Annotated in this window: 30 protein-coding genes and 1 tRNA gene; 20 read left to right on the forward strand and 11 right to left on the reverse strand. The window is 70.3% G+C overall.

Annotation, left to right across the window (positions count from 1 at the left end):
• Positions 1–56 precede the first annotated feature (56 nt).
• The gene (locus tag DMP17_RS22435; protein ID WP_337830499.1) at positions 57–446 is read right to left on the reverse strand and encodes a pyridoxamine 5'-phosphate oxidase family protein; all 390 of its coding nucleotides are present in this window, start codon (positions 444–446) and stop codon (positions 57–59) included.
• A gap of 47 nt (positions 447–493) precedes the next feature.
• Positions 494–793, reverse strand: coding sequence for a DUF1905 domain-containing protein (locus DMP17_RS22440; RefSeq protein ID WP_226355213.1), 300 nt, complete (start codon positions 791–793; stop codon positions 494–496).
• A gap of 218 nt (positions 794–1,011) precedes the next feature.
• Here DMP17_RS22440 and DMP17_RS22445 point away from each other — a divergent pair, with 218 nt between their 5' ends.
• Both DMP17_RS22445 and DMP17_RS22450 read left to right on the forward strand, forming a co-directional pair.
• Positions 1,012–1,398, forward strand: a complete 387-nt coding sequence (locus DMP17_RS22445; protein ID WP_226367291.1) for a DUF4345 domain-containing protein — start codon at positions 1,012–1,014, stop codon at positions 1,396–1,398.
• 256 nt (positions 1,399–1,654) lie between these two features.
• Positions 1,655–2,062 carry a VOC family protein gene (locus DMP17_RS22450; RefSeq protein ID WP_226355211.1) on the forward strand — a complete coding sequence of 136 codons (408 nt, stop codon included), beginning with the start codon at positions 1,655–1,657 and terminating at the stop codon, positions 2,060–2,062.
• Between the two features lie 299 nt (positions 2,063–2,361).
• On the opposite strand, the gene DMP17_RS22455 is transcribed toward DMP17_RS22450, so the two are convergent.
• A complete protein-coding gene (locus DMP17_RS22455) occupies positions 2,362–2,847 on the reverse strand; it encodes a DUF3291 domain-containing protein (RefSeq protein ID WP_337830500.1) in 486 nt (161 codons plus the stop codon).
• A gap of 515 nt (positions 2,848–3,362) precedes the next feature.
• Here DMP17_RS22455 and DMP17_RS22460 point away from each other — a divergent pair.
• From DMP17_RS22460 to DMP17_RS22485, 6 genes are all read left to right on the forward strand, one after another.
• Complete coding sequence (locus DMP17_RS22460) at positions 3,363–3,713, forward strand: ArsR/SmtB family transcription factor (protein ID WP_337830501.1); 351 nt, start codon at positions 3,363–3,365, stop codon at positions 3,711–3,713.
• Complete coding sequence (locus DMP17_RS22465) at positions 3,710–4,192, forward strand: SRPBCC family protein (protein ID WP_337830502.1); 483 nt, start codon at positions 3,710–3,712, stop codon at positions 4,190–4,192. Before DMP17_RS22460 ends, DMP17_RS22465 begins: the two co-directional genes overlap by 4 nt.
• A complete protein-coding gene (locus DMP17_RS22470) occupies positions 4,189–4,824 on the forward strand; it encodes a maleylpyruvate isomerase family mycothiol-dependent enzyme (RefSeq protein ID WP_337830503.1) in 636 nt (211 codons plus the stop codon). Before DMP17_RS22465 ends, DMP17_RS22470 begins: the two co-directional genes overlap by 4 nt.
• A 317-nt stretch (positions 4,825–5,141) precedes the next feature.
• Positions 5,142–5,546, forward strand: coding sequence for an anti-sigma factor antagonist (locus DMP17_RS22475; RefSeq protein WP_337830504.1), 405 nt, complete (start codon positions 5,142–5,144; stop codon positions 5,544–5,546).
• An 18-nt stretch (positions 5,547–5,564) separates the two neighbouring features.
• Positions 5,565–5,711 carry a hypothetical protein gene (locus tag DMP17_RS22480; protein ID WP_226353880.1) on the forward strand — a complete coding sequence of 49 codons (147 nt, stop codon included), beginning with the start codon at positions 5,565–5,567 and terminating at the stop codon, positions 5,709–5,711.
• Positions 5,712–6,746: 1,035 nt separating this feature from the next.
• The gene (locus DMP17_RS22485) at positions 6,747–7,901 is read left to right on the forward strand and encodes a hypothetical protein (protein ID WP_337830505.1); all 1,155 of its coding nucleotides are present in this window, start codon (positions 6,747–6,749) and stop codon (positions 7,899–7,901) included.
• Between the two features lie 81 nt (positions 7,902–7,982).
• Here the strand turns inward: DMP17_RS22485 and DMP17_RS22490 are convergent, their stop codons facing one another.
• Both DMP17_RS22490 and DMP17_RS22495 read right to left on the reverse strand, forming a co-directional pair.
• The gene (locus DMP17_RS22490; RefSeq protein WP_337830506.1) at positions 7,983–8,402 is read right to left on the reverse strand and encodes a GNAT family N-acetyltransferase; all 420 of its coding nucleotides are present in this window, start codon (positions 8,400–8,402) and stop codon (positions 7,983–7,985) included.
• 95 nt (positions 8,403–8,497) lie between these two features.
• Positions 8,498–9,283 carry a GntR family transcriptional regulator gene (locus tag DMP17_RS22495; protein ID WP_337830507.1) on the reverse strand — a complete coding sequence of 262 codons (786 nt, stop codon included), beginning with the start codon at positions 9,281–9,283 and terminating at the stop codon, positions 8,498–8,500.
• A gap of 107 nt (positions 9,284–9,390) precedes the next feature.
• Between DMP17_RS22495 and DMP17_RS22500 the strand changes: the two genes are divergently transcribed.
• From DMP17_RS22500 to DMP17_RS22530, 7 genes are all read left to right on the forward strand, one after another.
• Complete coding sequence (locus tag DMP17_RS22500; RefSeq protein ID WP_337830508.1) at positions 9,391–9,813, forward strand: plasmid replication, integration and excision activator; 423 nt, start codon at positions 9,391–9,393, stop codon at positions 9,811–9,813.
• A 108-nt stretch (positions 9,814–9,921) separates the two neighbouring features.
• Positions 9,922–10,362, forward strand: coding sequence for a hypothetical protein (locus DMP17_RS22505; protein WP_337830509.1), 441 nt, complete (start codon positions 9,922–9,924; stop codon positions 10,360–10,362).
• A complete protein-coding gene (locus tag DMP17_RS22510) occupies positions 10,359–10,700 on the forward strand; it encodes a WhiB family transcriptional regulator (protein ID WP_337830510.1) in 342 nt (113 codons plus the stop codon). Before DMP17_RS22505 ends, DMP17_RS22510 begins: the two co-directional genes overlap by 4 nt.
• A 160-nt stretch (positions 10,701–10,860) precedes the next feature.
• Positions 10,861–12,489, forward strand: a complete 1,629-nt coding sequence (locus tag DMP17_RS22515) for an FtsK/SpoIIIE domain-containing protein (protein WP_337830511.1) — start codon at positions 10,861–10,863, stop codon at positions 12,487–12,489.
• The gene (locus DMP17_RS22520) at positions 12,486–14,162 is read left to right on the forward strand and encodes a replication initiator (RefSeq protein ID WP_337830512.1); all 1,677 of its coding nucleotides are present in this window, start codon (positions 12,486–12,488) and stop codon (positions 14,160–14,162) included. The genes DMP17_RS22515 and DMP17_RS22520 overlap by 4 nt, the downstream gene beginning before the upstream one ends.
• A complete protein-coding gene (locus DMP17_RS22525; RefSeq protein WP_337830513.1) occupies positions 14,159–14,368 on the forward strand; it encodes a helix-turn-helix transcriptional regulator in 210 nt (69 codons plus the stop codon). Before DMP17_RS22520 ends, DMP17_RS22525 begins: the two co-directional genes overlap by 4 nt.
• A complete protein-coding gene (locus tag DMP17_RS22530) occupies positions 14,365–15,762 on the forward strand; it encodes a tyrosine-type recombinase/integrase (protein WP_337830514.1) in 1,398 nt (465 codons plus the stop codon). The genes DMP17_RS22525 and DMP17_RS22530 overlap by 4 nt, the downstream gene beginning before the upstream one ends.
• A 99-nt stretch (positions 15,763–15,861) precedes the next feature.
• Here the strand turns inward: DMP17_RS22530 and DMP17_RS22535 are convergent.
• Positions 15,862–15,943: transfer RNA gene (locus DMP17_RS22535), tRNA-Tyr, on the reverse strand.
• Positions 15,944–16,040: 97 nt separating this feature from the next.
• Between DMP17_RS22535 and DMP17_RS22540 the strand changes: the two genes are divergently transcribed.
• Positions 16,041–16,532 (forward strand): YajQ family cyclic di-GMP-binding protein, encoded by a 492-nt coding sequence (locus tag DMP17_RS22540; protein WP_226353882.1) that lies wholly within the window; start codon positions 16,041–16,043, stop codon positions 16,530–16,532.
• A 172-nt stretch (positions 16,533–16,704) separates the two neighbouring features.
• Here DMP17_RS22540 and DMP17_RS22545 read toward each other — a convergent pair whose 3' ends face one another.
• Complete coding sequence (locus tag DMP17_RS22545; protein WP_337830515.1) at positions 16,705–17,451, reverse strand: CPBP family intramembrane glutamic endopeptidase; 747 nt, start codon at positions 17,449–17,451, stop codon at positions 16,705–16,707.
• A gap of 69 nt (positions 17,452–17,520) precedes the next feature.
• Here DMP17_RS22545 and DMP17_RS22550 point away from each other — a divergent pair, with 69 nt between their 5' ends.
• Positions 17,521–18,090, forward strand: a complete 570-nt coding sequence (locus DMP17_RS22550; protein ID WP_337830516.1) for a TetR/AcrR family transcriptional regulator — start codon at positions 17,521–17,523, stop codon at positions 18,088–18,090.
• Here DMP17_RS22550 and DMP17_RS22555 read toward each other — a convergent pair.
• The 4 genes from DMP17_RS22555 to DMP17_RS22570 all read right to left on the reverse strand — a co-directional run bounded on the left by DMP17_RS22555 (position 18,087) and on the right by DMP17_RS22570 (position 21,990).
• On the reverse strand, positions 18,087–19,565 hold the full coding sequence (locus DMP17_RS22555) for an amidase (RefSeq protein WP_337832712.1): 1,479 nt from the start codon (positions 19,563–19,565) through the stop codon (positions 18,087–18,089). The two genes, DMP17_RS22550 and DMP17_RS22555, sit on opposite strands and share 4 nt — an antisense overlap.
• 28 nt (positions 19,566–19,593) lie before the next feature.
• Positions 19,594–20,418 carry a hypothetical protein gene (locus DMP17_RS22560; RefSeq protein WP_337830517.1) on the reverse strand — a complete coding sequence of 275 codons (825 nt, stop codon included), beginning with the start codon at positions 20,416–20,418 and terminating at the stop codon, positions 19,594–19,596.
• 110 nt (positions 20,419–20,528) lie between these two features.
• Positions 20,529–21,389, reverse strand: a complete 861-nt coding sequence (htpX, locus tag DMP17_RS22565) for a zinc metalloprotease HtpX (protein WP_226353886.1) — start codon at positions 21,387–21,389, stop codon at positions 20,529–20,531.
• A 97-nt stretch (positions 21,390–21,486) separates the two neighbouring features.
• Complete coding sequence (locus DMP17_RS22570; RefSeq protein ID WP_337830518.1) at positions 21,487–21,990, reverse strand: PaaI family thioesterase; 504 nt, start codon at positions 21,988–21,990, stop codon at positions 21,487–21,489.
• Positions 21,991–22,027: 37 nt separating this feature from the next.
• On the opposite strand from DMP17_RS22570, the gene DMP17_RS22575 reads away from it, so the two are divergent.
• The 3 genes from DMP17_RS22575 (at position 22,028) to DMP17_RS22585 (ending at position 25,925) form a co-directional block, all read left to right on the forward strand.
• Positions 22,028–22,801, forward strand: a complete 774-nt coding sequence (locus DMP17_RS22575) for an enoyl-CoA hydratase (protein ID WP_226367670.1) — start codon at positions 22,028–22,030, stop codon at positions 22,799–22,801.
• 125 nt (positions 22,802–22,926) lie between these two features.
• Positions 22,927–24,858, forward strand: a complete 1,932-nt coding sequence (locus tag DMP17_RS22580) for a 2-oxoacid:acceptor oxidoreductase subunit alpha (RefSeq protein ID WP_226367671.1) — start codon at positions 22,927–22,929, stop codon at positions 24,856–24,858.
• The gene (locus DMP17_RS22585) at positions 24,855–25,925 is read left to right on the forward strand and encodes a 2-oxoacid:ferredoxin oxidoreductase subunit beta (RefSeq protein WP_337830519.1); all 1,071 of its coding nucleotides are present in this window, start codon (positions 24,855–24,857) and stop codon (positions 25,923–25,925) included. Before DMP17_RS22580 ends, DMP17_RS22585 begins: the two co-directional genes overlap by 4 nt.
• Positions 25,926–25,945 lie beyond the last annotated feature (20 nt).

Consider the following 25,945-nt stretch of genomic DNA (forward strand, 5'->3'; position numbering starts at 1 on the left):
CCGACGATAGGGCCCGGGTCACCGGGAACCGGAGCGAGCGACGCCGCGACACACCGCTACCGGGCCGTCCCCCGGAACAGCCACCGGGTGGCGGCCACCTCGATGAGGGCACGGGGTCCTGAGCCGTCGTCGGCCTCGACGTCCCACCCGTACTTCCGGTCGAACAGGGCGACGACACCGGCCGGGAAGCCGCACGTCAGGACGGTGGCGACGCCCTCCGCCACCACGGGTGCCCGACCACCGTCGAGGGCCAGGGCGACCGCCGGCTGCGTGCGACAGTTCCTGACCTTCACCGACGTCGCGTTGCAGCCGACCCACCAGGTCGAACGATCGACGACGAACCACACGGGCGTGACATGAGGGGTTCCGTCGGGACGCACTGTCGTCAGCCATGCGATCTCGTCGCTCTGCAGTCGACGTCGGACCGTCGCGTCCGGCTCGTCCATCCCCGGAGTATCGCGAGTGCAGGAACCGACGGTGGCCACGACGGAGGTCACCGACGGCCCAGACGCTCGTCGAGGTGGACGGTGACGGTGTCCCCGGCCTGCTTGCCGATCGCCGTCCGCACCGCCGCGGTCACGGGCAGCTTGTGCGTCCCGTCGCCGAGCGCCATGAAGGAGCTCTGGAACGGGTGGCCGTCGATGGTGCCCCGGACCTTGACCAGGCCGCGGGTGGCGAAGAACTCCGCCGACCAGTCGGTGCGCAGGTAGACCCACCCGCCCGGTGCGTCGCTCTTCTCGAGCGTGGCGGTGAACGTGTGGTCGAGGGCGTGGGGGGCGACGGGATCGCTCATCGGGGTCTCCTTGTCGGGATGGCTGTCCGCGGGTCTGCCCGACCTGGACGATGAGGGAGACCGGCACGGGGCCGAGGAATCATCGGAGGCGGCTCCCACCCCGGAAGCCGGCACCTGCACCGTCGGACGACATCATCTCGACATCGGCGGGGTCATCGCTGTCCAGAGGGCCGGATCGATCTTGCGTGCGCGCCGTCAGCTGAGGAAGTGTGCAGCTCGTGAAGGCGTCTACCGCACGTGGGATCGTTCGAGGCCTGCTCGCGGGGTCCGGAAGCGTTGCGATCGGCACCGCTGGAGCCGTTGTCGCCAGGGGCACACGCGCGATCCCGGGCGGCGGTACCGCGACCGCGAGCACGGACAGCGTGTTGCGCTTCTACGCGACATGGTGGGGCGGTTCAGGGATCGCGATGCTCGCCGCGGCGCGGGAACCGAACCCGAGCACGGCCGTCGTCCGCGGCGTCGCCGCTGCGACGTTCGTAGGCGGGCTCGCCCGCCTTGCCGCTGCCCGACGGAGCGGACGACCCCATCCGCTGTTCCAGGCACTGACCGTGATCGAGCTTCTGACTCCGCCGGCGCTTCTCCTCGCACGACAGAAGTCCGAGTAGCCCACTCGCTCCGAGCGCCTGCGGCTGTGGACCCGCGGATCTTGGACCCGTGATCGCATCCGACCGGCGACATGGATGTCGAGACTCGGAGTGCACACCGGCTTCGGAACGCATTCGACACGAAGCTCGACAACACCTGGCTGACCGGCTGTGAGCCAGGGCGGATCGGATAGGGTGCGGCTACAGGCCACTGCGTCGAGGATCCAGGTTGTAACGGGCACCGCCCCGAGTTGCCGCCCCTTGCATGGAGCCGAACATGAAGGAAGCACCCTTCGGTCAATTCGGTCGAATCGCCGCAACCCTCCCCGTCGCAGACGTGGACCGGGCAGTTCGCTTCTACAGCGAGACCCTCGGCATGACCGTGACGTTCACCAACGGCGACCCCACCGGGTTCGTCATCGTGCGGCGCGACGAGGCTGAACTGCACCTGACGCTCGTCACGGGGCATCGGCCCGGTATTCACAACGTCGCGCACATGATGGTCGCGGACGCAGCCGGCTTCTACGAGCATCTGACGAGCAACGGAGTGCGGATCATCAAGCGGCTGCGTGACGCTGACTACGGACTGCGTGGATTCGTCTTCTGCGACCCGGACGGCAACCGCATCGACGTGGGACAACGCGTCGGGTCGCGTCGGCCCTGCTCGTCCGACGACCATGGATGACAGGGACACAGCGCCGTCGCAGCAAGGCCGGACAATCAGGCCTTCTCATTCCTCCGGGTCGGCAGTTCGTCGCGCAGGCCCTACGTGCTGGACCGTGATCGCGCCGCCGACCTGCGCTGATGCTCCTCGACGGGCGCGTCAAGCGGCAGCTGTTCCGTACCGGGTCACGTAGCAGCGGCGCGATCTCGTGATTCGGCCGTTCCTCTCCGATTCCCTCGTCCTGGCCGCATCGCTCCTCGGTGACAGGGACAAGAGTGGCGAACCATCGCGAAGCGACGCTGCAGGCGCCTTCGTGGCCGTCACCGCGGCGTGGATGATCGCGATCGAGGGGATGCAACCGGTGCACCGGAAGCAGTGAACTGGCGCCGTAGGGAGAACGCTCGTGCCGTAGGTCCGTACGTCCGAAGGTGACGGAGTCGATGTGTTGCGTCATCCGCGGTGGGTCGCTCTCCGGTGGTCACCCACCACAGGACCGTGGACGGCTGTCGGGTCGTGTCGAACCAGCGGTCCCGTTGACGCAGGAGGTCTCCATGCCGGCTGCGGTAGACGAACTGGTGCAGCGATCGGTAGTCGCGCCAGACCGAGAGGTTGAGGAAGGCCGGGCCGGTGCCGTCGCGGATCACGCAGAGACCGTGATCGTCGCCTGTCCGGAGGCGCCAGAGGAAACCGTCGCTGTGCTCGGCGAGGTGGTGGATCGGCGCGAGCGCGGTCAGGAATCCGCGCATCCTGGGGTCGTCGAGTGGCGCGCGCAGACTGGCGACGTTGGCCTGTGCGAGTTCAGGCATCCTCGCAGCGTACGACTCACGGAGGCGTGATCGGGTCAGGCGGATTCGCCCTCTGATCGGACGTCTCCCTACTGCTGGGGGCCTGCGTGGTCGGCCCGCGCGCCGCCGGAGGCCGGCCTGAATCGACACCGGCCGCCGTCGTGAGGAACGCGGGTCGAAGCACCGGGCGGTCGGCGAGACCGGCCGTGACTGAAACGTCGACACCTAGTCGAGACGGCCACCCGGTGGGCACCGGTTCCCGCCGGTCACAGCCGGACAGCCAGATCACGACCTCGACGGGCGAACACGCTGGTCAGAGGCGTAAAGTCGCGGTCGGAACGGGTGCCCCCGGTGGGAGTCGAACCCACACCGGTGACCCTTTTAAGGGGAGCTATCGTCCTGCCCGGCGCGGACCGCTGACCTGCGATGACCGCTCCGGCCACGCCTGTTCAAGCCGGACTTCGACACGTATTCGGCACGGCGCCCTCGCGGGGGCCTCTGGTGCGAACCTTTATGTGCGTCTACGCTTACGGTTCGTGGTGGCTTACGGAGATGCGGGACTGGGCCTGCTGGGGGACCCGAACCGTCGCGCGATCTTCGAGATGCTGGCGCGGCGTCCGTGCTCGGTGCAGGAGCTGGCCGATCGCCTCCCGATCAGCCGCCCTGCGGTGTCCCAGCACCTGAAGCTCCTTCGCGACGGCGGCCTGGTGGTGAGCAGCTCGGAGGGCACACGCCGGATCTACCGACTGAACCCGGAGGGTGTGACGGCACTGCGGTCGTGGTTGGACGGCGTGTGGAACGACGCCCTGACCGCGTTTCAGAAGCTCGCCGACGCCGACACCGCCATCCCCGTAGCCGAACCTGACCCTGAGCAGGAGAGATCATGACCAGCGCTGCCCCGATCCCGCCCATCACCGGCACTGTCACCGTGGGGGTCCCGCAGGCCCGTGCGTTCGAGCTCTTCACCGGCAAGGTCAATTCGTGGTGGCCGCACCAGTTCCACATCGGGGCCGCCGACATCGAGGAGGTGATCCTCGAACCACAGGTTGGCGGGCGCTGGTATGAGCGCGGTGTGGACGGCAGCCAGTGTGATTGGGGACGGGTCCTGGTGTGGGAGCCTCCGGATCGGGTGGTGTTCACCTGGCAGATCAACGGCATGTGGCAGTTCGACCCGGACCCCGAGCACGCCAGCGAGATCGAGGCCCGCTTCCGCGCCGACGGCCCGGACGCGACGATCGTCGACGTGGAGCACCGCCACTTCGAGCGCTTGGTCGGCGGGCAGAGCATCCACGAGGGCATCACCGGTGGCGGCGGATGGGCGTTCCTGACCGACGCCTTCGCGAAGATGGTGGCGGACCAGCGATGACGGCCGCCGTGGACACGATGGACCTGGCCCGCCAGGAGCGCACCGACCTGGCCGAATTCCTGGCCACGCTGACGCCGGACCAGTGGGATGCCCCGACCTTGTGTGAGTTGTGGCGGGTCCGGGACGTGATCGCGCACGTGTACAGCTACGAGGATCTCGGGTTCGGCCGGCTCGCCGCCCGGATGCTGCGCGTTGGCCTGAACGGTGACAGAGCCAGCGCCATCGGGGTCGCCGAGCACGCGCAGAAGTCGCCGGAGGAGCTGGTGGCCCTCGCGCGCGACCACATTCAGCCCAAGGGCTTGACCTCAATGATGGGCGGCCGGATCGCGCTGACCGACGGCATGATCCATCACCAGGACATCCGCCGACCGTTCGGCATGCCGCGCGAGATCCCCGCCGACCGGCTCATCGCCGCGCTGGACACGGCGAAGTCGGCGCCCACGATCAAGGCGTCCCCGCGCATCAAGGGACTCACCCTCACAGCCACCGACCTCGACTGGAGCATCGGCGACGGTCCGCGGGTTGAGGGGCCGGCCGAATCCCTGCTCATGGCGATCGCCGGCCGGAAGGGCATCACGCCGGAGCTCTCCGGACCTGGCGTGGCGACTCTCGTCGAGCGGATCGGTACCTGATACCAACGGATTTACAGAGAGCTGCCATACCGGCTCTGACCTGCGGCGCAAGCGCGGACTACCCGTCTGCGTCCGCGTATCGTCCGTGAGCCGTACCGCGGGGGTTGTGCCCGCTCCTCCCCCGGCCCCTCGTACAGGCCGATCTGCTCGTCGTGGGGTCGGGGGCAAGGGTGGCGCAGCCATCGCGGAGCGACGCCGTAGGCGCCCTTGCGGCCGGCCCCGCGGCGTGGACGATGAAGGCCGAGGGGCAACCACGTCAGCTTGGTCTGGTGGGGCCTGCTGCTCATGTCAAGGCGCGTCCGCTCTATTGTGTGACGGTGTTCGACGATGAGCTTGGGTCCGTGCTACACGTGGCGGTACGGGCTACGGGCGTTGAGTTGCTGGTGTCGGTCACCGGTGAGCTGGATGGTTCGACCGAGCATCAGCTGCGATCGGTACTCGACGAAGCGTGGAGCGGTCCTTCTCGGGGGCCTGTGATCGTCGATCTGACTGGGCTGTCGTTCTTCGGTTCCGGTGGCATCTCGGACATGCTGGTGGCAACGGAGCGAGCGGCGAGCCAGACCCGGTTTCTCGGTTATGTGGTGGGCAACAACCGGTCGGTTGTCCGGCCGCTGAGCGTGATCGGGCTCCTGGATCGCCTACCGGTTTATGCGACCGTCCAGCAGGCGAGAGCGGCTGCGGCCCCTGACGACCTCTCAGGCGTCGGAGTCTCGTCCCTGTGACGCAGGCGTCCATTGGGCGTGGCCGAGGTCGTTGACGGTCTGGCATCGGCCGCATCGCAGAAGCACGTCACGATGCTCCTCGCCGGGGCTGAAGCCGTCTACGAGGACGAACCCGCAACCCCCGCAGGCGAACGCCTGGCCGCTCCGGCCGCGCGGCAAAGATGATCTCAATACGCGGTCCGCATCTTCGTCTACGACTGTGCCGGCGTAGTAGCCCCCGGCGTGGCGGTGGTTGCGCACAAGTAAGTAGAGCACCGGCCTGGAGTCGGCGCGCGTCATAGATTCGGCTCGCCGGGTCATCGCGTAGGCATCGGAGACCGCTTGTGCTGGCTCCGGGTCTGGGACAGGCGCTACCCCGGGGGGCGGGGCCGGGTAGACGGTCCACGGCGCCGCGAACGGGCCGGAGGTGTAGCGAGCGAGCGACGGGGGCCGGCGTGGCCGGCCCCGCGCCGCCGGAGGCGGCGCCTTGATCCCAAAGAGCCGGATTCGGCAGCTTCACGGAGCGGAGACCGACCGTAGTGACCCCGTAACGCCGACGGCGTGGCGAGCGACCCTGTAGCTGACGGGGGATGCTCGACGCCCACTTGGGCGAACCTTGCCATCCGAGGCAACGCGGCCGAACCTTACGTAGTGTTCAGCCGTTGAGGGAGCAGGGACGGACAAGCTGGCCGTGGGGCAAGACTGCGAGAAGGTTGGGCCCAGCACCGATGGGATCATGTATCGGTCGTGCGGTGGCACGCCCTACCTGTCGCTCCACTATCACCGATCAGCGACAAGCACCCGGGACGCCAAGAGTCTCTGGGACATCGATCGTAGATCAGAGTGCAGCGTCTTCTGTCATTCGGAGCAGTGGGGCTGGACGTCATCTGACCATGCAAATTGGTCTATTGCGTCTCCCGATGAGCCCAACTACGGAAAAGACGGGGAGCGCCTTGCATACTTCCCCGCCTCGTCAAACGTATCGGACCCACGCCACGGGTACCCTTTCCTGCGGCGAGGAAGCAAGCCGCATAGATGCCCTCCTGACGAGCTTCTTGAACGCTGGGAGAAAGAGGGCCGAATCTCGTACGTCGAGCGTCGCAAGATACTTAAGGCAAGATTCTAATGACTCGGATTAGCCGCCTCAGAATGCGGATACCTGGAGAGTTTCGCGACGTCTGGCTCTACAAGGGACATCTGTACGCCTGGAGTCGAGATGGCGTGCTCTACGAGATCGAACTTGAGCGTGCCTACGACTACATCGAGAGATTGCACGGTCCGGCAACAGCAAATCTCGCGAACGCACTTTTGTTTCGCAATGACTGGAAGCACGGTCAGCAGTTTACCAACCTCATGAAAGCTCCAGAGATGGAGCGTCTTTTCCTTGCGCCATTTAAAGATTTGGACTCCCTCTCTGTAGAGTTGCCTTTCGGTCTACTCACTAAATCTGAGTCGGAAGCGTATGGCGGAACAGTACTCGATACAGCCATCTACGCTGACCACGTCTTCCTTGCCACTGCGGAAGGCCTTCTTCAGTCTTTCATTGACCCAAGGGACGCGGACTACTCAACGCGCCTCTATCAGCATAATGATGTTCGGGCCCAGAATGTGACCGTCCGCTACGGCTCAATCAACGTGTCGGCGGAAGAGAATGGCCTGCTCTTCGGATCTATGAATCCGAAGAGCTTCGAAGAACGCCAGTTCTACCCCACACACTTGCGTCCCGTTGCATCCTTCTCCCGGCACACCAGTTTCGCTGAGCGAGACCTCCTCAACTATTCATCCGCCCCCGCACCAGAGTTGCTCAGGGCCAATGTCACCGAGAGAGAGCTAAGCCCTCGAACGCAGGAAAAGTACCAGGTGACGGGCTATCGCGACGCGGCTGCGCTCGATTCTCTGACTCACACTGCGACCATCACACGGAAGAAAGTGTCAAGTCGTGGGCTGACCGAGAAGCAGGATGGCTCCGATCTCGACGGTGACTTCGAAGTCGTGGGGAACCACAATAATCAGCTGCTCGTCTCATGGAATGGGCGCCTTCGTGTCATCAGCATGACCGTCGAAACCTCGGTAGCAGGTGACACCCCTGACGAGATCCTGGCCAAGCCAGCGTCAGGCTATAAGAAGAACTTGTGGGAACAGGTCGACCCATCGGACATCCTGCAGACTCTTCCAATTCGCAGCGGCTTCGTAGTCGAGTACCCCAACTCTCTCCGCCTGATCACCAAAGACGGTTCATTCTCGCTGTCCGACGAGTCGTTTGCGGAAGTCAGAACGTTTGCCACCTCAAAGCAATTCAAGGACGTAGTCGCTGCAGTTGAAGAGTCTTGCCTGTCACTTACCGGCTACTACCTGACCGAAGATACGTTGTTCTAGCGAAGCATCAATCAAGACGGCCTGATAGCGATTTTGCGCACGTCTTAAGGATCACCCGCAGACCGGTGCCGGCGACGACAGCTAACAGGTACTCCTCGAAAACACAAATACTGCAGCCGATTCGGTCAGGTCATTGCCATGATGGTGGACGATGTCGCCCAGACGTTTGCCGCCGAGTCGTTCATAGAGCCGGATGGCCTTGCGGTCCTTCACCATGACGTCAAGCGCAGCGGAACGCCCTAGTTGGTGCGCGTGGTTGAGAGCTGCGACCATGAGCATCCGACCAGCCCCGACGGTGCGGTGCTCGGGGTCGACAAATAGTCGAACAATGATCGCCAACTTGCTCGCCTCCTCGCCGGTGTGCGCTATCCACACTCGGGCTGCGTCTTCGTCGGGATCCGCCGAAGACATCGTGACCTGCCCGACCGGTGCGTCATCGATGACAGCCGTCCAGCTCGCCAGAGCCCGCGGATGGTCGAGCCATCCGACCGGGTCATCCACACCCTCAACGGGGTAGCCGTCTCGCTGGTGAACCCGAACGAGCATAGCGGCCAGTGCAGGCAGGTCCTCGGCTCGCCGGGGTCGGACTGTGCAGCTCACTGGTCCTCCACTGGCATGTCGTAGTCGAGGGCGGAGTAGTCGGCACGCATGACGAAGCGGGTGACCTCGAACGGTTCTCTGTCGACGTCGATGCCGGTGTGCCACAGCTCGATCACCGGGACCCCATCGGGGATTGTCATCCGCTGGGCTTCGTCGCGAGTCGGCATCCGCGCTGAGATCTCCTCGCGCACATGAGCGATCACGTGTCCGAGTGCGGCGAACTGGCCATAGATGCCCTCCGGGCCCAGGTCGACGGAGTCTCCCAACGGGTTCCCCTCGACCAGACTCCACGCTGCGTAAGTGACGCCGATCTGCAACGGCTCGTCGTCGGCGAAGTACCAGTTCTCCCGCTGCACAACCGAGGCCCCAGGGTCGATCCTGAGCCGTTCGGCGACCTCGGCGGGCGCCTCGACCCGTGTGATCCGGGAATCGACGTGTGGCGTCCGGCCCTGCGCGACAGCCTCGGCACCAAACGGGCCGAGTTCGTTGGAGGAGCGCATCGCAGCGCTGTAGCGGCGCCGGCCGAACCGCATCCACCGCGGCTTACTGCGGACGAACACTCCCCGGCCGTGCTCGGCGCTGACCAGGCCCTCGCGGCGCAGTGCGGCGATCGCCTCGCGGGCGGTGTTGCGAGCGGCTCCGTGCTGCTCGGCCAGTGCGCGCTCTGAAGGGAGCTTGTCGCCGGGCTGGTACTCGCCCGAGGTGATCGCCTCGCGCAGCTCGTGCGCGATGGCTCGGTAATCGCTGTTGGCGCCTCGCGGCGCCCGTGCCGAAGACGTCATGTCTTCACGATAGCGAACTGGCATGAGCCAGTCACTTGACCCACTGGCTCAAGCCTGCTGTACTGGCTCAAGCCAGTAAGGCTGATCACACAACCAGGAGGCCAGTCATGGCGATCACCAACAAGTTCCCGGTCGCGATGGGCGATGTGTTCCCGCACGGCGCGTTCGTCGTCTCGGAGGTCGAGCCGGTGCGCGACTTCGACAAGTCCGCCCCGGGGCGCCCGGTGCAGCAGCTCGACAAGGAGTCCGGTCTCCCGGTCTGGTCGGTGTCGGTCCTCGACGCCGACCCCGCCGCCCGCCGGACGGACAAGACGGTGACGGTGAAGATCGCGGCGCCGCACCAGCCGGTCCCGCCCGAGGCCGCCGCGGGGCTGCCGTTCCGCCCGGTGGAGTTCGACGGGCTGACCGTGACCCCGTACGTGCAGGAGTCCGGGGGCCGGCCTCGGGTGGCCTACAGCTTCCGCGCCGCCGGGATGCGCGCTCCCGGGCATCAGCGCCCCGGTCCGGGCAAGAACCAGGACGCAGCCTGACCTGCGCATACGGGTGGAGGGGGGCCCGCAGCAACGGGCTCCCCCTCCGGATCTCCCTCACCCCACGCCCTAGCCAGGCATCTGAGTTCGGAAGGACACCGACCCTAGATGAACGCCCACCCCGCACCTGCGGCCCCCGCCCCGGACAACACCGCGACCGTCATCCCGGTGGCCCGTCTCGTCGAGGCCGGCCTCCATCGCACCGATCGTGCGATCCGCGACACCGCACGCCCCCCGGCCGGAGACCGGCTCGCCCACGCCGCCCGCGCCCGGCGCCTCGCCGAGCTCCACACCCGTCGCGCCCGCTGGTGGGCCATCCTGCAGCGCGACACCGCCACCAACCGGGTGCCGATCGTCTACGTCCGCGCCGTCGTCACCGCGGTGCTCGACAACGAGCGCCAGGCCCGCTACTGGAACGACACCGCCGACGACTGGCAGGCCCTCGCCGACCGCCGACCCACCTCCGACGTCGCCGGGGCCATGTCCAACTGGGCCGACCTCGGCCTCACCGACCCCACCGCACCCGGGCTCTCGGCGGTGGCCCGATGACCGCCCAGCCGACCGGCCGTCCGCTGCTCCGGCTGATCCCGATCACCGATCCCGCCGCCACGACGACCGGCAACCGGTGGCGCGACGAGGCCGCGTGCGCCGGGCTGGACACCGAGCTGTTCTTCCCCGTCGACGACCGCACCACCTCGATCGAGACACCACGCCGGGTGTGCCGGGGCTGCCCGGTCCGCGCCGCCTGCCTGGCCGACGTCCTGGCCACGGAGGACCCGGCACGGCGCTACGGCATCGCTGGCGGCACCACACCCGGTGAGCGCCGAGTTCTGCACCGCGCCGGACTGACCCTCTCCGTCTCGACCGTCGGCGGTGATGTCGCGTGAGCACCACGCCTACCCCGCGCCCACCTCGCTGCGAGGTGTGCCGAACCCCGCTCCACGAGCGGCCCGACCCGCGACGACGTCGCTGCGCCGATCACGTCGGCCAACTCGCCCTGGTCCCGCTGTCCGCCGTCCGCCCAGCCCGGCCCACGGGAGGCCGCAAATGATCACCGCCGCTGCCCCGTCGGCTGACATGCCGCTGTCGGCGAACCAGATCCTCACCGTCGGCGGCGCCCTGCTCGCGGTCGCCGTCTACCTGCTCTACAAGCTCGGCCACTACCTGGCCCGAGTTCTGGAAGCCCTCGCGACCGCCGCCGTCGTGTTCATCGCGCTCTACCTGGCCGTGAAGGGGCTCGTCCTCGCGATCGTGTGGGCGGCCCGGCACTGGCGCACCACCACGACCGTAACCGTCGTGTCCCTGTGGTGCTGGTGGTGGGGCTGGCTCTCCCTCCTGCTCACCCTCACCACCGTCGCGACTGCACTGGGGGTATGGCGGGTCGCGTCCCTGCCCTCGTTCGACCGATGGGCCGGGCGTCACCTCCGGTCGTGGTGGCAGCGCTGGCTGGTCTACGCCCCGCGAATGCCGCGCTGGCTGCGCTCCTGCGGCCTGACGGTCCCCGACCGCGGCGGGGCCACTGTCATCCAGGTCAACCCGCTCCGACGCACCGCCACCGCGCCCCGGGAACGCCCACGGCGCGACCAGCTCCCCCGCATCCTCTCGGTCCGCTCCGGGCCCTCGTGGGACGAGGTCAAGGTCCGCCTGGTCCCCGGACAGACCCCGGAGGACTTCGACCAGGCCGCCCGCGCCCTCGCCGTGGCCCGCGGGGTGAACCGCTGCCAGGTCCGCGAACTCGCACCCAACGTCGTGTCGATCGACTACCAGCGCCGCAACCTCCTCGACGCCACCGTCACCGCACCCGACCTCAACGCCATGGCCGGCCTCCCCGGGGACGCGATCGACCTTGACCGGGTGCTGTCCGGGGCGACCGAGTACGGCACCGCATGGCGGCAGTCGATCCGCGGTAGCCACACCCTCATCGGCGGCGCCACCGGCGCAGGGAAGGGCTCCCTGATGTGGGCGCCCCTGCTGTCGGTCGCCCCGGCCATCCGCGACGGTCTGGTGCGAGTCAACGGGATCGACCCGAAGGGCATGGAACTCGCCTACGGCCGCGACGTCTTCCACCGCTACGCCGTCACCAGCAAGGACACTCTGGCGCTCCTCGACGACCTGGTCGACCAGATGGAGACCCGCAAGCGCACCCACGCCGGAACCACACGCCTCGTCCCGATCACCCGCGACACCCCGCTGGAGATCGTCGAGTTCGACGAGATCGGCGCCCTGCTCCGCTACGTCGGCGACCGCAAAACCCGCGAGGCCATCACCGAACGCATCGCGCTGCTGACCACCCAGGGCCGCGCCCTCGGGTTCACCGTCCGCGGCTACGTCCAGGAACCCACCAAGGACACAGTCCCCGTGCGGGAGCTGTTCCCGCGCCGCATCTGCCTGCGCGTGGCCTCCAAGTCCCACGTCGGGATGGTGCTGGGCGATCAGGCGTACGACCGGGGTGCGTGGGCGAACCGCATCGGCGAGTCCGAGGCCGGCGTCGGGTATCTGTTCGGCGAGGGGGTCCGCGAACCCCTGCGCGTCCGGGCCGCCTGGGTTCCGGATGAGGCGATCAAGGCTCTGGAGCGGTTCGTCGCCGCGCCCTCGCCGGATCCGGCCCGGAGGCCTGCGCCGGTGTTGCCCTTCCGCCCCGGCACGCCCGCTCTGCCCGCCGGAGGTGCCGCATGAACGCCACCGAGACCGCACCTGAGACCGGCCCCGTCCCGATCGACCAGGACAAGCTCACCCGAGCACAGAAAGCCATGCTCGCGCTCTCGAACGAGGTCGCCACCCAGCTCGCCGAAGACCACGGCGTCTGCGTCCGCCCGCTGGCCATGCGCCGCATCGACCAGAGCAGCGGCCGGGTCGACGTCGTGCCCGTCCCGTGCGGGTCGACGCGGGAGGACCAGTGCCGCCCCTGCGCGGAGAAAGCCCGACGCCTGCGCATGGTCCAGTGCCGCGAGGGCTGGCACCTCGAGAACGAACCCATCGCCAAACCCGCCGACCCGACCGCCGCACAGAAAGAACTCATGACGGTCCGGGCGGACCTGCACGCCGCCTACACCGACGCCCGCGCCAAGAACGACGACGCCGAGTGCGAGGAGATCCGCGAGACCGTCGCCGAGGTGGACCAGGAACTACGCGCCCTCGGCATCCGCGGGCGCCTGGCCCCGCTCGACCCCGCACCGCAGACCGTGCGCCGGACGACCCGCCGTCGGCAGGACGCGCCGAACCTGCCCCGACGCCCGGTGGAGGACCGCACCGTGGGCCGGGTGTTCGGCGGCAAGTACCGACCGTCGACGTTCCTCACCCTGACCCTGGACACCTACGGGCGGGTGGACAAGCACGGCGCCGCCCTCGACCCGGAGTCCTACGACTACCGCCGCGCCGCCCGCGACGCGATCCACTTCCCCAAGCTGCTCGACCGGTTCTGGCAGAACACCCGCCGCTGCGTCGGCTGGGACGTCCAGTACTTCGGCACCGTGGAGCCACAGAAGCGCGGAGCACCGCACTTCCACGCCGCCATCCGCGGCACCATCCCCCGCTCCGAACTCCGGGCGATCACCGCCGCCACATACCACCAGGTCTGGTGGCCGCCCCACGACGAACTCGTCTACAGCGGGGACCGGCTGCCCCGCTGGGACAACCACCACAAGGCGTTCGTCGACCCCGACACCCGCGAGCCGCTGCCCACCTGGGACGAGGCCACCGACCCCGACGCCCTCGCGGCTCCGGCGCACACGGTGGTATTCGGGCCGCAGGTCCACGTCAAGGGCATCCTCGGCGGTTCGGAGGAAGCCGGACGCCACATCGGCTACCTGACCAAGTACCTCACCAAGTCCGTCGGGCAGGCCGCCGGCCTCGACGAGTCCGCCACCACCCGCCAGCGCGAGCACGCACGCCGCCTCGCCGCCGAACTGGCCATCACGCCGTGCTCGCCGCGCTGCCCCATCTGGCTGCTCTACGGCATCGAACCCAAGGGCGCCCGACCCGGCACAACGCCGGGGCATTGCAAGGGCAAAGCGCACAAGCCCGAACACCTCGGCATCGCCGGGCGCCGGGTCCTCGTCTCGCGGAAGTGGTCCAACAAGTCGCTCTCGGACCACCGGGCCGAGCGGACCGCGTTCGTTCGGCAACTCCTCGACCGCGCAGGGGTCCAGCCCGCCTACGCCGTCGACGACGGCCCCTTCACTTGGGAGACCACCAAACCCGGGGACTCGGACGTGCCACCCCGCACGGTCCTGCTACTGCACGCGATCAACCAACGCTCCCGATGGCGCGCGGACTACGACGCCGCCGTCCTGGCGACCAGCGACGCACCACCCGACGACCGTTCGGCAACCGAGGGAGCAGCGGCATGAAGGCCAAGGATCGGACGCCGGTCGCGGGCGTGGAGCAGTTGACGGTGGAGCAGCTGTGCGCGGAGTTGCAGGTGGCTCGCTCGACCTTCTACCAGTGGCGTCAGCTCGGGAGGGGTCCGCGCTGCGTCCGGCTCCCGAACGGTGCGATCCGGGTCCGCCGGGCTGATTTGGATGCCTGGCTCGCTGCTCTGGCGGACGCGGCATGAGCGACGAGGAGCCGACGACGTTCGACGTCCGGGTCTGGTCGGTGACGAAGCGGGTGCGCCGGGACGGGCCCCGGTACCGGGTGCGGTGGATCGTCGCGGGCAAGGAGTGGCACGACACGTTCCCGACCCGGGCTCTCGCCGACAGCTTCCGCTCCGAGCTGGTGAGCACCACCCGTCGTGGGGAGGCGTTCGTCATCGCCACGGGACGACCGGTGTCGTGGCGGCGCCCCGAGGAGCAGGTGACGAGCTGGTACGAGCACGCCCTGGCCTATGTGGACATGAAGTGGCCGCACGCGGCTGGCAAGAGCCGTCAGGGAATCGCCGAGTCCCTCGCGACGGTCACTCCGGCGCTGTTCGCCGACGCCCGGAGCCGACCCGCTGCCGCAACCGTTCGGCAACTCCTCTACGGCTGGTCGTTCAACGCCCGCACACGGGCCGCCGGTCCTCCTCCGGACGAGCTGGTCCGGGTCGAGCGCTGGGTCTCCGCGCACACCGTGCCCGTGACGGCCCTCGCGGACCCGACCGTGCTCCGGCCCGCCCTGGACGCCCTCGCACTGCGCATGGACGGCAAGCCCGCCGCTGCGTCGACGGTGAGCCGCAAGCGGGCGATCTTCTACAACGCCGTGGAGTACGCGGTGGAGCTCGGCCACCTGCCCGGCAACCCGATCACCTCGCTCCGCTGGCGCGCCCCGAAGATCACCGAGGCGGTGAACCCGCGGGTCGTGATCAACCACCGGCAGGCCCGCGCGCTCCTCGACGCTGTCCGTGGCCAGCGGTCCGGGCCGCCACTCGTCGCGTTCTTCGGTGTCATGTACTACGCCGCCCTGCGTCCGGGTGAGGCCGTCGAGCTGCACAAGGAGGCCCTGTCACTGCCCGAGCGCGGGTGGGGTGAGCTGTACCTGAACGCCTCCGCCCCGTCGGCCGGCCGGGCATGGAGCGAGTCCGGAACCCGCCGAGAGCCGCGCCAGCTCAAGCACCGGGGCACGGAGGAGGTCCGGGTGGTCCCGTCCCCTCCCGCGTTGACCGCCCTGCTGCGGCGGCACCTCGACGAGCACGGCACCACCACGGAAGGCCGGCTGTTCCGCGGTGCCCGGGGTGGCCCGCTCTCGGAGAGCCTGTACGGCCGCCTGTGGGCCCTCGCCCGTACCGAGGCACTGACCGCGGAGGAGGCCGCGTCGCCGCTCGCACGGCGCCCCTACGACCTCCGGCACGCAGCGGTGTCCACCTGGCTCAACGGCGGTGTCCCCGCCCCGCAGGTCGCGTCCTGGGCCGGACACAGCGTGGACGTCCTGCTGCGGGTCTACGCCAAGTGCATCGCCGGTCAGGACGACGCGGTCCGCCGTCGCGTGGAGGACGCGCTCCGCGACCAAGATCAGTCCGTGCATGGTCCGTGAACACCCATCACGAGCCGTCCGGAGCCGGACACACCCGGACAACGAAAAAGACCCCCGGTTCCAGCGTTTCCGCTGGTCGGGGGTCTCTTTCACCTGCTGTGGCTGGTCCAGGATTCGAACCTGGGAAGGCTACGCCGACGGATTTACAGTCCGCTCCCTTTGGCCGCTCGGGCAACCAGCCGGGGTGCACGTCGCTCTCGCTGAGTGCGTGAACGAGGATACGACACGACCGACGGCCCCCGACGAGGGGGCCCCGACCGACCCCGAGGGAGTGACCGATGGCCGACCCGTCGTTCGACGTCGTGAGCAAGGTGGAGCGCCAGGAGGTGGACAACGCCCTGAACCAGGCCGCCAAGGAGCTGTCGCAGCGCTTCGACTTCCGCGGCACCAACACGACGGTCGCGTGGGCCGGCGAGGAGGCCGTGGCCTTCGAGTCCGACACCGAGGAGCGGCTGCTCGCCGGGATCGAGGTGTTCAAGGAGAAGCTGATCAAGCGCTCGATCAGCCTGAAGGCCCTCGAGGTGGACGAGCCCCAGCTGTCGGGCAAGGCCTACAAGGCCGGCGGCAAGATCCTGCAGGGCATCGCGCAGGACAAGGCCAAGGAGATCAGCAAGGCCATCCGCGACGAGAAGCTCAAGGGCGTCCAGGCCCAGATCCAGGGCGACCAGCTGCGCGTCTCGGGCAAGAAGAAGGACGACCTGCAGGCCGTCATCGCGCTGCTCAAGTCCAAGGACTTCGGCATCGCGTTGCAGTTCACGAACTACCGGTAGCCGGGCCGGCCCCGGCACTGCCGGACACCTCCCGCCCGCCCCGCCACACGCCCACGATCGACGGACTGTCGCCGATCGTGGTGGTCGGGTCGCGGGCGGGCGGGCGGACGGGCCGGAGCGGGCCTGGTGCGGGATCCTCGGCGCCCGTTGTGTCAGCTGTCACCGGGGCCGTTCACAGCCCCGAGGCGAGGCCCAGGATCACCGTCCCGTGCGTGAGGGTCGCGGCCAGCACTCCGTGCCCGTGGCGCACCCACGCGCACACCAGTCCCTCCGCGGCGGTGAACACCAGGATCGGCCATCCGAGGTCGGTCACGGTCGTGGCGAGTACGACGTGCCCCACCGCGAAGAGCAGCCCCGACGCGACGACGGCGCGCACCGCGCCGAACGCCAGTGGCCCCGCGAGGTGTCCCTGCAGGAGCCCGCGGAAGAGGACCTCCTCCAGGAGGTTGCCCCCGAACGCGAGCACGGCCAGCGCCGGCAGCAGCCCGACCGCCACCGCGCCTCCGCGCTGCTCGACGGGGACCGTCCACAGCACGGCGGTCAGCGGCACCAGCAGAACCGCGGCGCCACCGAGCGCGGCGAGCAGCGACCGCGGCCCGAGCCGGCCCCACACGACCAGCCCGCGCAGGTCGCGGGGGCCGTAGGCGACGGCGAGCGACGCCGCGACCCCCACCGTCCCCATGCCGAGCAGCACCACCGGGTCCGGGGACAGCCGCAGCCACAGGAGGCCGTGGGGCGCCGGGCCGATCGACCACAGGCCGAGCGGTGTCATCGCGTCCCGCACCAGCACGAACCCGGTCACGAGCAGGACGATCCGCAGCAGCGGGGACGACCGTCCGATCAGGACGAAGGTCGCCCCGACCACGATCAGGCCGGGCAGCAGCCGCAGCAGGTAGTCCACGAGGAAGGTGCTGGTCACCGCTCCAGCGTTCGTGCTGCGATGGGCCGCGACAACTCGCGTTCGCGGGCGGCACACAGGGGGGGGGACGTGCGGAGAACACCAGGTCAGGAGCGGTCGCGGGCGACCGTGGAGTTCGTCCTGACCGCCGCTGCTCAGGTTTTCGCGCGGGAGGGGCTCGCCGCGACGACCAACCGCATCGCGGCGCGGGCCGGTGTCGCCGTCGGGTCGCTGTACCAGTACTTCCCGGACAAGCAGGCCCTGCTCGACGAGCTGGTCGCCCGGCACGTCCGGGAGGCCCGGTCCACTCTGGACACGGTCTGCGCCGAGCTGCGGGCGGACCCGCCGGAGCCGCGCACCGCGTTGCTGCGGATCGCCGACACCGCGGTGGCCCTGCACGCCGACCACCCGCGTCTGCACGCACTGTTCGCCGCGTTCGCGACCCGCACCCCGCACGGCGTCGCGGCCGTCGAGGCGCTGCGGGAGGACTGCGTCCGGGAGGTCGCGTTCCACCTGTCACGGCGGCCCGGCACGGCGGACCCGGACGGGCTCGCGCGCACCCTGGTGCACGCCGTCGACGGTCTGCTGCACCACGCCCCGGCCGCGGCCGGGGTGCAGCGGGAACGGGTGCGGGAGCTCGCGCGGCTCGTCGGCCCCTAGACCGCGGGCCGCAGGTGCGCCCACGGCCGCGCCCGCTCCAGCTGCGCCGCCAGGGCGAGCAGCAGCGGCTCGGACCCCGGCCGTCCGACGAACTGCACGCCCAGCGGCAGCCCGGACGCCGTCCGGTACAGCGGCACCGACGACGCGGGCCGCCCGGTCAGGTTCGCCAGCTGGGTGTAGGGCACCGGGGCGAAGTTGTCGTCGACCAGGCTCTCGACCAGGCCGAGCCGTCCGAACAGGCCGGACGCGCCGGCCCGCAGCAGCGCCTGCGCGCCGATCCGGGCCGGGGCGGGCAGCGCCAGCTCCCCGATCGGCCACGGCGGCCGGGCCAGGGTCGGGGTGAGGAGCAGGTCGTAGCGCTCGTGGAACGCGGCCAGCGCTCGGGTGTGGTCCTGGCGGCGGGCGAGCGCGGCGAGGTAGTCCGGCGCGGGGGTGGCGCGGCCGATCGCGGCCATGACCCGGGTCTCGATCTCGAAGGCGTCGTCGCCGCAGCCGGTCAGCGCCCGCGCCGAGGCCACCTGGGCCGAGATCGTGGAGAACCAGGTGGTGAGGAAGTCGGTGGCCAGCGCCCGGCCGTCGAGGGCGGGGGCGGACTCCTCCACGACGTGCCCGAGCGAGGTCAGCAGCTCGGCGGCGTCGGTGGCCGCGGCGACCGCCTCGGGGTCGACGTCGGTGCCCAGCGGCGACGCGGTGGCCAGCCCGATCCGCAGCGGCGCCGGGTCGTCCCGGACGGCGTCGGCGTAGGGGCGCTCCGGCGGGCGCACGACGTAGGGGCCCTCCGGTTCCGGCCCGGCCGTCACGTCGAGCAGGGCCGCCGAGTCCCGCACGGTCCGCGACAGCACGCCCTGCACCGCCGCGCCGTGGAAGCCCTCGGCGACGTCCGGACCGGACGGCGTCACGCCACGGCCGGGCTTGAGTCCGAACAGCCCGCAGGCGGCGGCCGGGATGCGGATGGAGCCGCCGCCGTCGCTCGCACCGGCCGCGGGGACGATCCCGGCGGCGACGGCCGCGGCGGACCCGCCGGAGCTGCCGCCGGGGGTGCGGCCGGGGTCCCACGGGTTGCGGGTCGGGCCGCCGAGCGCGGGCTCGGTGACGGCGCGGGCACCGAACTCGGGGGTGGCGGTCCGTCCGAACACGACGAGACCGGCCTCGGTCCAGCGCCGGACCACTGTCGACGTCTCGGGGCGCGGGTGGTCGGCGAGCGGACGGGAGCCGGACGCCGTCGGGACCCCGGCGATGTGCTGGGCGAGGTCCTTCACCAGGAACGGGACGCCCGCGAACGGCCCGGTCAGCGGGCCGCGTGCGCGGGAGCGGGCGGCGTCGTCGAGCCGCAGCCGGATGGCGTTGAGGCCCGGCTCGACGGCGTCGGCGCGGGCGACGGCGGCCTCCAGCAGGTCGGCCGCGCTCACCTCACCCGCGGCGACGAGTGCGGCCAGCCCGACGGCGTCGTGGCTGCGGTAGTCGTCCCAGGAGATCCCCACGGCGGGGATACAAGCAGATCGGTCAGGGGGTGGACACCGGGGCGGGCGCGGGCGCCGGCGACGCGTCGGACGTACCGGTGACCCCGGCGACGACACCGAGGGCCAGGACGACCGCGGCCGCCGCGCCCAGGACGGCGGGCAGCACCGGTCGGGTGCGGGCCGGGAAGTCGGGCAGCCGGAAGCCACCGGAGGTCCGGGTGCCGGCGCCCTCGGGCAGCGGCGCCGCGCGGAACGGCTCGGGGAGCCGCTGGACGGCCGGGGCCTGTGCCGGGGGGCCCGACGGGAACCTCGCGGGCGGGCGCTGCATCGCCGGGGGCCGGCCCGCCACGGGGTGCCGGGGCGCCGTCGGCCGGGACGGGTGTCGCGGGGCCGCCGCGGCGTACTGCCCGGGGACGTAGGCGCCCGGGGCCTGCCGGGGCGGGACGCCGACCGGCCGCTGCCGGCCGGGACCGGCCGCGTCGCGGGGACGCGGGACGACGGGCAGTGCGGTGGTGGGTGCGTCGTCGGAGGACCCGCCGCCGGGCGCCGTGTCCGGCGCGGCCGCACGGGGGGCACGGGGCTCCGGCGTCTCCGGCTCCGCGTCCGGGGTGGGCGCGGCCGCGGTGTCCGTGTCGGTGTCCGGGGCGGAGGAGGCCGAGACGTCGGCGGCGACCGGCGCGTCGGCGTCCGAGGACGACCGGGCCGACGGCAGCGCGACCTGCTCCCCCGGGCCGGTCCCGGTGACCACGTCGTCCCCCGGGCGAGCCGGTGACGGCACCTCGACCGGGCCGCCCTGGAGCGGCACCGACGGCGTCCCACCGGTGTCGGTGAGCGCGTGGCGGGGCTTCTGGGACGGGGTCTCGCTCATGGGTCCTCTTCCGCAGGGGGAGCTCTGCTCTGAGAGTTCCATCGCTCGCGGTACCCCGAACCGTTACGGAACAGCGACCTGGGGACACGCAACCACCCCGAACGGTCCCGTCAGCGGCGGGCCATCTGCTGGAGCCGCGCGATCCGGTCCTCGATCGGCGGGTGCGTGGAGAACCACTTCGCCATCTTCTCGCCGGGCCGGAACGGGTTGGCGATCATCAGGTGCGACTGCGCGGTGAGACGCGGGTCCGGGGGCAGCGGGGCGGCCGCGGTGCCGTACTTGAGCTTGTGCAGCGCCGAGGCCAGGCCCAGCGGGTCCCCGGTGAGCTCGGCGCCCGACGCGTCGGCCTGGTACTCACGGGACCGGCTGACGGCCATCTGCACGACGCCGGCCGCGATCGGCCCCAGCATCGCGACCAGGATGATCGCGATCGGGTTCGGGCGGTCCTCGTCGCCGCCGCCGAAGATCGAGGCGAACATCGCGAAGTTCGCGAGGAACGACACCGCCGAGGCGAGCGCACCGGCGATCGAGGAGATCAGGATGTCGCGGTTGTAGACGTGGCTGAGCTCGTGGCCGATGACGGCGCGCAGCTCGCGCTCGTCGAGCAGGTGCAGCAGACCGGTGGTCACGCAGACCGCGGCGTGCCGCGGGTTGCGGCCCGTGGCGAACGCGTTCGGCGCGTCGGTCGGGCTGATGTGCAGCGACGGCATGGGCTGGCGGGCCCGCTGGCTCAGCTCGCGGACGATCCGGAACAGCTGCGGGTACTCGGCCTCGGTGATCGGCTGGGCGTGCATCGACCGCAGCGCCGTCTTAGCCGAGTTGAAGTAGGCCCACCCGTTCACCGCGAACGCGATGACGAGCGCGATGACCAGTCCGCCGCGCCCGCCCAGGACCCCGCCGATCGCGAGGATCAGGGCGCTCATCGCGCCGAGGAGGACGGCCGTCTTCAGACCGTTCATGTGGCTGTGCACGCCGGGGTCACCTTTCCGTGCGGTCCTGCGGGGGTCACCCGGGTCAACGGACGAACCGGGCGGTGCGTTCCCGGGTGTGACCCGCCCCGACCGCGGCTCAGCGCGCGTGTCGCTCCCGGAAGCGGGTGCCCTCGGGGGCGTACCGGCGGAAGTGGTCGAGCGTGACGCCGAGGAAGAGTGCCGTCGCCGACACCGCGACGGTGCCGTCCGGGGCGTCGAGCCTGCCCGTACCGCGGACCCGCAGCTTGCGCCCGTCGACCGACTCGATCACCGCGTCGAGGTGCAGCGTCGTGCCGAGCGGCACCGGGGCCCGGTAGCGGGTGGTCAGCTCCGCGGTCACGTAGTAGCCGTCGAGGTGGTGCTGGAGCGCGCCGAACAGCTCGTCCATCGCCGTGGCCAGCACGCCGCCGTGCACCAGGCCGGGCGCGCCCTCGTGCGCGTCGGCGACGACGACCGTCCCGGTCACCCGGGCCCGCCCGTCGGAGTCGGGGCCCGGATCGGTGAAGCGCATCCGCAGCCCGCCGGGACCGTCACCGCAGGCGAAGCAGCCGGGGTGGTGGCGGGGCAGCTCGGCCCGCCCGGTCACCTGTGCACCCGTCACGTGCGGGAGGCTAACCCGGCGTGGAAGAGTCGGGCCCATGAGCGACGGCGATGTCACGACAGAGGTCCGCACCGAGGTCACCGACGGTGTCGCGGTGCTCACCGTGTCCAACCCGGCACGACGCAACGCGCTGAACCTGGACCTCTCGCAGAAGCTCGTCGCCGCCGTCGAGGCCGCGAACGCCGACGACTCGGTCGGCGCGATCGTCGTCACCGGGCAGGCACCCGCCTTCTGCGCGGGCGGTGACCTCGCGGAGCTGCAGGAGGCCGACCCGGCGACGCTCAAGCGCGTCTACTCCGGATTCCTCGCCATCGCCTCGTCCCCGCTGCCGACCCTGGCCGCGGTCAACGGCGCCGCCGTCGGCGCCGGGATCAACCTGGCCCTGGCCTGCGACGTCCGGCTGGCCGGCCCGACCGCGAGGTTCGACGTCCGCTTCATGCAGCTGGGCCTGCACCCCGGCGGCGGCTACACGTGGATGGCCCAGCGCGCCCTCGGCGCCCAGGGCACCGCGGCGATGACCCTGTTCGGCGACGTCCTCGACGCCCGCGAGGCCGAGCGCGTCGGCCTGGCCTGGCGCGCCTACGACAGCGACGAGGACCTGATGGCCGGCGCCCGCGAGCTCGCGGGCCGGGCGGCCGCCGCACCGCGGGACCTGATCGTCAACACCAAGGCGACGATGCGGATCACCTCCCGGCTCGCCGCGCACGCCGACGCCACCGACGTCGAGGTCCGCGCGCAGGCCGAGACGGTGCACTCCGAGGCGTTCGCGGAGCGCGTCGCGGCGCTGCAGAAGAAGATCAGCAAGAAGTGACTGTTGTCACGAACGTAATCCGGGTTATGTGACGTGATCCCGGGTCTCCGGACAGGGGGCCGAACCGGGAGTTAACCTCGATGTATCGAGGGACAATTCGACGCCGAACTGGGGACCATCAGCCCATGACGACCAGCGACACTCCCGTCGAGGCACGCGACTCCGAGGTCGTGCAGCGCGACCGGGTGGTCATCCGGTTCGCCGGCGACTCCGGTGACGGTATGCAGCTGACGGGTGACCGTTTCACCTCCGAGACCGCGAACTTCGGCAACGACCTGTCGACGTTGCCGAACTTCCCCGCTGAGATCCGGGCTCCTGCCGGGACGTTGCCGGGGGTGTCGTCGTTCCAGCTGCATTTCGCGAACTACGACATCCTGACCCCCGGTGACCGTCCGGACGTGCTGGTCGCGATGAACCCGGCCGCGCTCAAGGCGAACATCGCCGACCTGCCCCAGGGCGGGGTGTTGATCGTGAACACCGACGAGTTCACCAAGCGGAACCTGACCAAGGTCGGCTACGCGGCGAACCCCCTCGAGGACGGCTCCCTGGAGCCCTATGCGGTGCACGGGGTCGCGATGGCGACCCTGACCCGCGGTGCCCTGGAGGAGACGGGGCTGTCGAAGAAGGACGCCGAGCGGGCGAAGAACATGTTCGCCCTCGGGCTCCTGTCGTGGATGTACCACCGCCCCTCGGAGTCGACCGAGCGGTTCCTGCGGGAGAAGTTCGCGAAGAAGCCCGACATCGCCGAGGCCAACATCCTGGCCTTCCGCGCCGGGCACGCCTACGGCGAGACGACCGAGGCGTTCGCGGTCACCTACGAGGTCGCCCCCGCCCGCCTCGCCCCGGGGACCTACCGGCAGATCACCGGGAACGTCGCCCTGGCCTACGGATTGATCGCCGCGGGGCGGACGACGAGCCTCCCCGTGTTCCTGGGCACCTACCCGATCACCCCGGCCTCGGACATCCTCCACGAGCTGTCCAAGCACAAGGCCTTCGGCGTGACCACCTTCCAGGCCGAGGACGAGATCTCCGGAGTCGGCGCCGCCCTGGGCGCAGCCTTCGGCGGGGCACTCGGTGTCACCACCACAAGCGGGCCGGGGATCGCGCTCAAGGCCGAGACCGTCGGCCTGGCCGTCGCGCTGGAGCTGCCGCTGCTGGTCATCGACGTCCAGCGCGGTGGGCCCTCGACCGGTCTGCCGACCAAGACCGAGCAGGCCGACCTGCTCCAGGCCCTGCACGGGCGCAACGGGGAGGCGCCGCTGCCGGTGATCGCCCCCTGCACCCCGGGGGACTGCTTCCTCGCCGCGGTCGAGGCCGCCGCGATCGCGGTGAAGTACCGGACCCCGGTCATGCTGCTCTCGGACGGGGCGCTGGCCAACGGTTCCGAGCCGTGGAAGATCCCCGACGTCGAGACCCTGCCGACGGTGGATCCGGGGTTCGCGACCGAACCCAACGCCCCCGACGGGTCGGGCGAGTTCTGGCCCTACCTGCGTGACCCCGAGACCCTGGCGCGGCCGTGGGCGATCCCGGGCACCGCCGGGTTGGAGCACCGGGTCGGTGGGCTGGAGAAGGCCGACGGACGCGGCTCGATCTCCTACGATCCCGACAACCACGACCGCATGGTCCGCCTGCGCCAGGCCAAGATCGACGGCATCACCGTCCCCGACCTGGTCGTCGACGACCCCGACGGCGACGCGGACTTCCTCGTCATCGGCTGGGGCTCGACCTACGGCCCGATCAACGCCGCGGCGCGGCGCGTGCGCAAGCTGGGCCACTCGGTCGCCACGGTGCACCTGCGCAACCTCAACCCGATGCCGGCCAACCTCGGCGAGATCCTGGGCGGCTACCGCACGGTGCTCTGCCCCGAGATGAACCTCGGCCAGCTCGCCATGCTGCTGCGCGCCGAGCACCTGGTCGACGTCAAGAGCTACACCAAGGTCGCCGGGCTCCCCTTCGGCGCCGAGGAGCTCCAGGACGTGTTCCTGGACTACCTCACCGGCAAGCACCCGGAGTCGGCGTCCGACATCGCCAACGAGACCACTGGAGCGCAGGCATGACCGCCACCGACCTGGGCCTGCCGTCCATCGGCGGCCTCGACGGCGTCCCGACGACGGACGCGAAGCAGACCGCGAAGGACTACACCTCCGACCAGGAGGTCCGCTGGTGCCCCGGCTGCGGCGACTACGCCGTCCTCGCCGCCGTCCGCCAGTTCCTCCCCACCCTGGGCATCCGCCGCGAGAACACCGTCTTCGTCTCCGGCATCGGCTGCTCGAGCCGCTTCCCGTACTACCTCAACACCTACGGGATGCACTCCATCCACGGCCGCGCCCCCACCATCGCCACCGGCCTCGCCACCAGCCGCGAGGACCTGTCGGTCTGGGTCGTCACCGGTGACGGCGACGCCCTCTCGATCGGTGGCAACCACCTGATCCACGCGCTGCGCCGCAACGTCAACATCAAGATCCTGCTGTTCAACAACCGCATCTACGGGCTGACCAAGGGCCAGTACTCCCCCACCTCCGAGGTCGGGAAGGTCACCAAGTCCACCCCCATGGGATCACTGGACCACCCGTTCAACCCGATCTCCCTGGCCCTGGGCGCCGAGGCGAGCTTCGTCGGGCGGGCGCTGGACTCCGACCGCAAGAGCCTCACCGCCGTGCTCCAGGCTGCCGCCGAGCACCGCGGCTCGGCCCTGGTCGAGATCTTCCAGGACTGCCCCATCTTCAACGACGGCAGCTTCGACGTCCTGCGTAAGGGCGACACCGAGAACCGGCTGATCCCCATCGTCCACGGCGAGCCGATCACCTTCGGCACCCCGGGCGAGGACGGCCGCGGCTCCCACGCCGTCGTCCAGGACGGGTTCAAGCTCGCGGTCGTCGAGACCGCCTCGGTCGACCCGGGACAGATCGTGGTCCACGACCAGGCCGACCACGAGCTCGCCTTCGCCCTGTCCCGGCTCTCGGACCAGGACCTCACCCACACCGTCACCGGCGTCTTCCGCAACACCGACCGCCCCACCTACGACGACGCCGCCCGCGCCCAGGTCCAGGCCGCCAAGGACGCCAAGCCCGACGCGGACCTGCAGGCCCTGCTCAACGGCCGCGACACCTGGACCATCGTCTAGATCCGGCCCGCGACGGACGA

The sequence above is a fragment of the Pseudonocardia sp. TMWB2A genome (assembly GCF_017312135.1).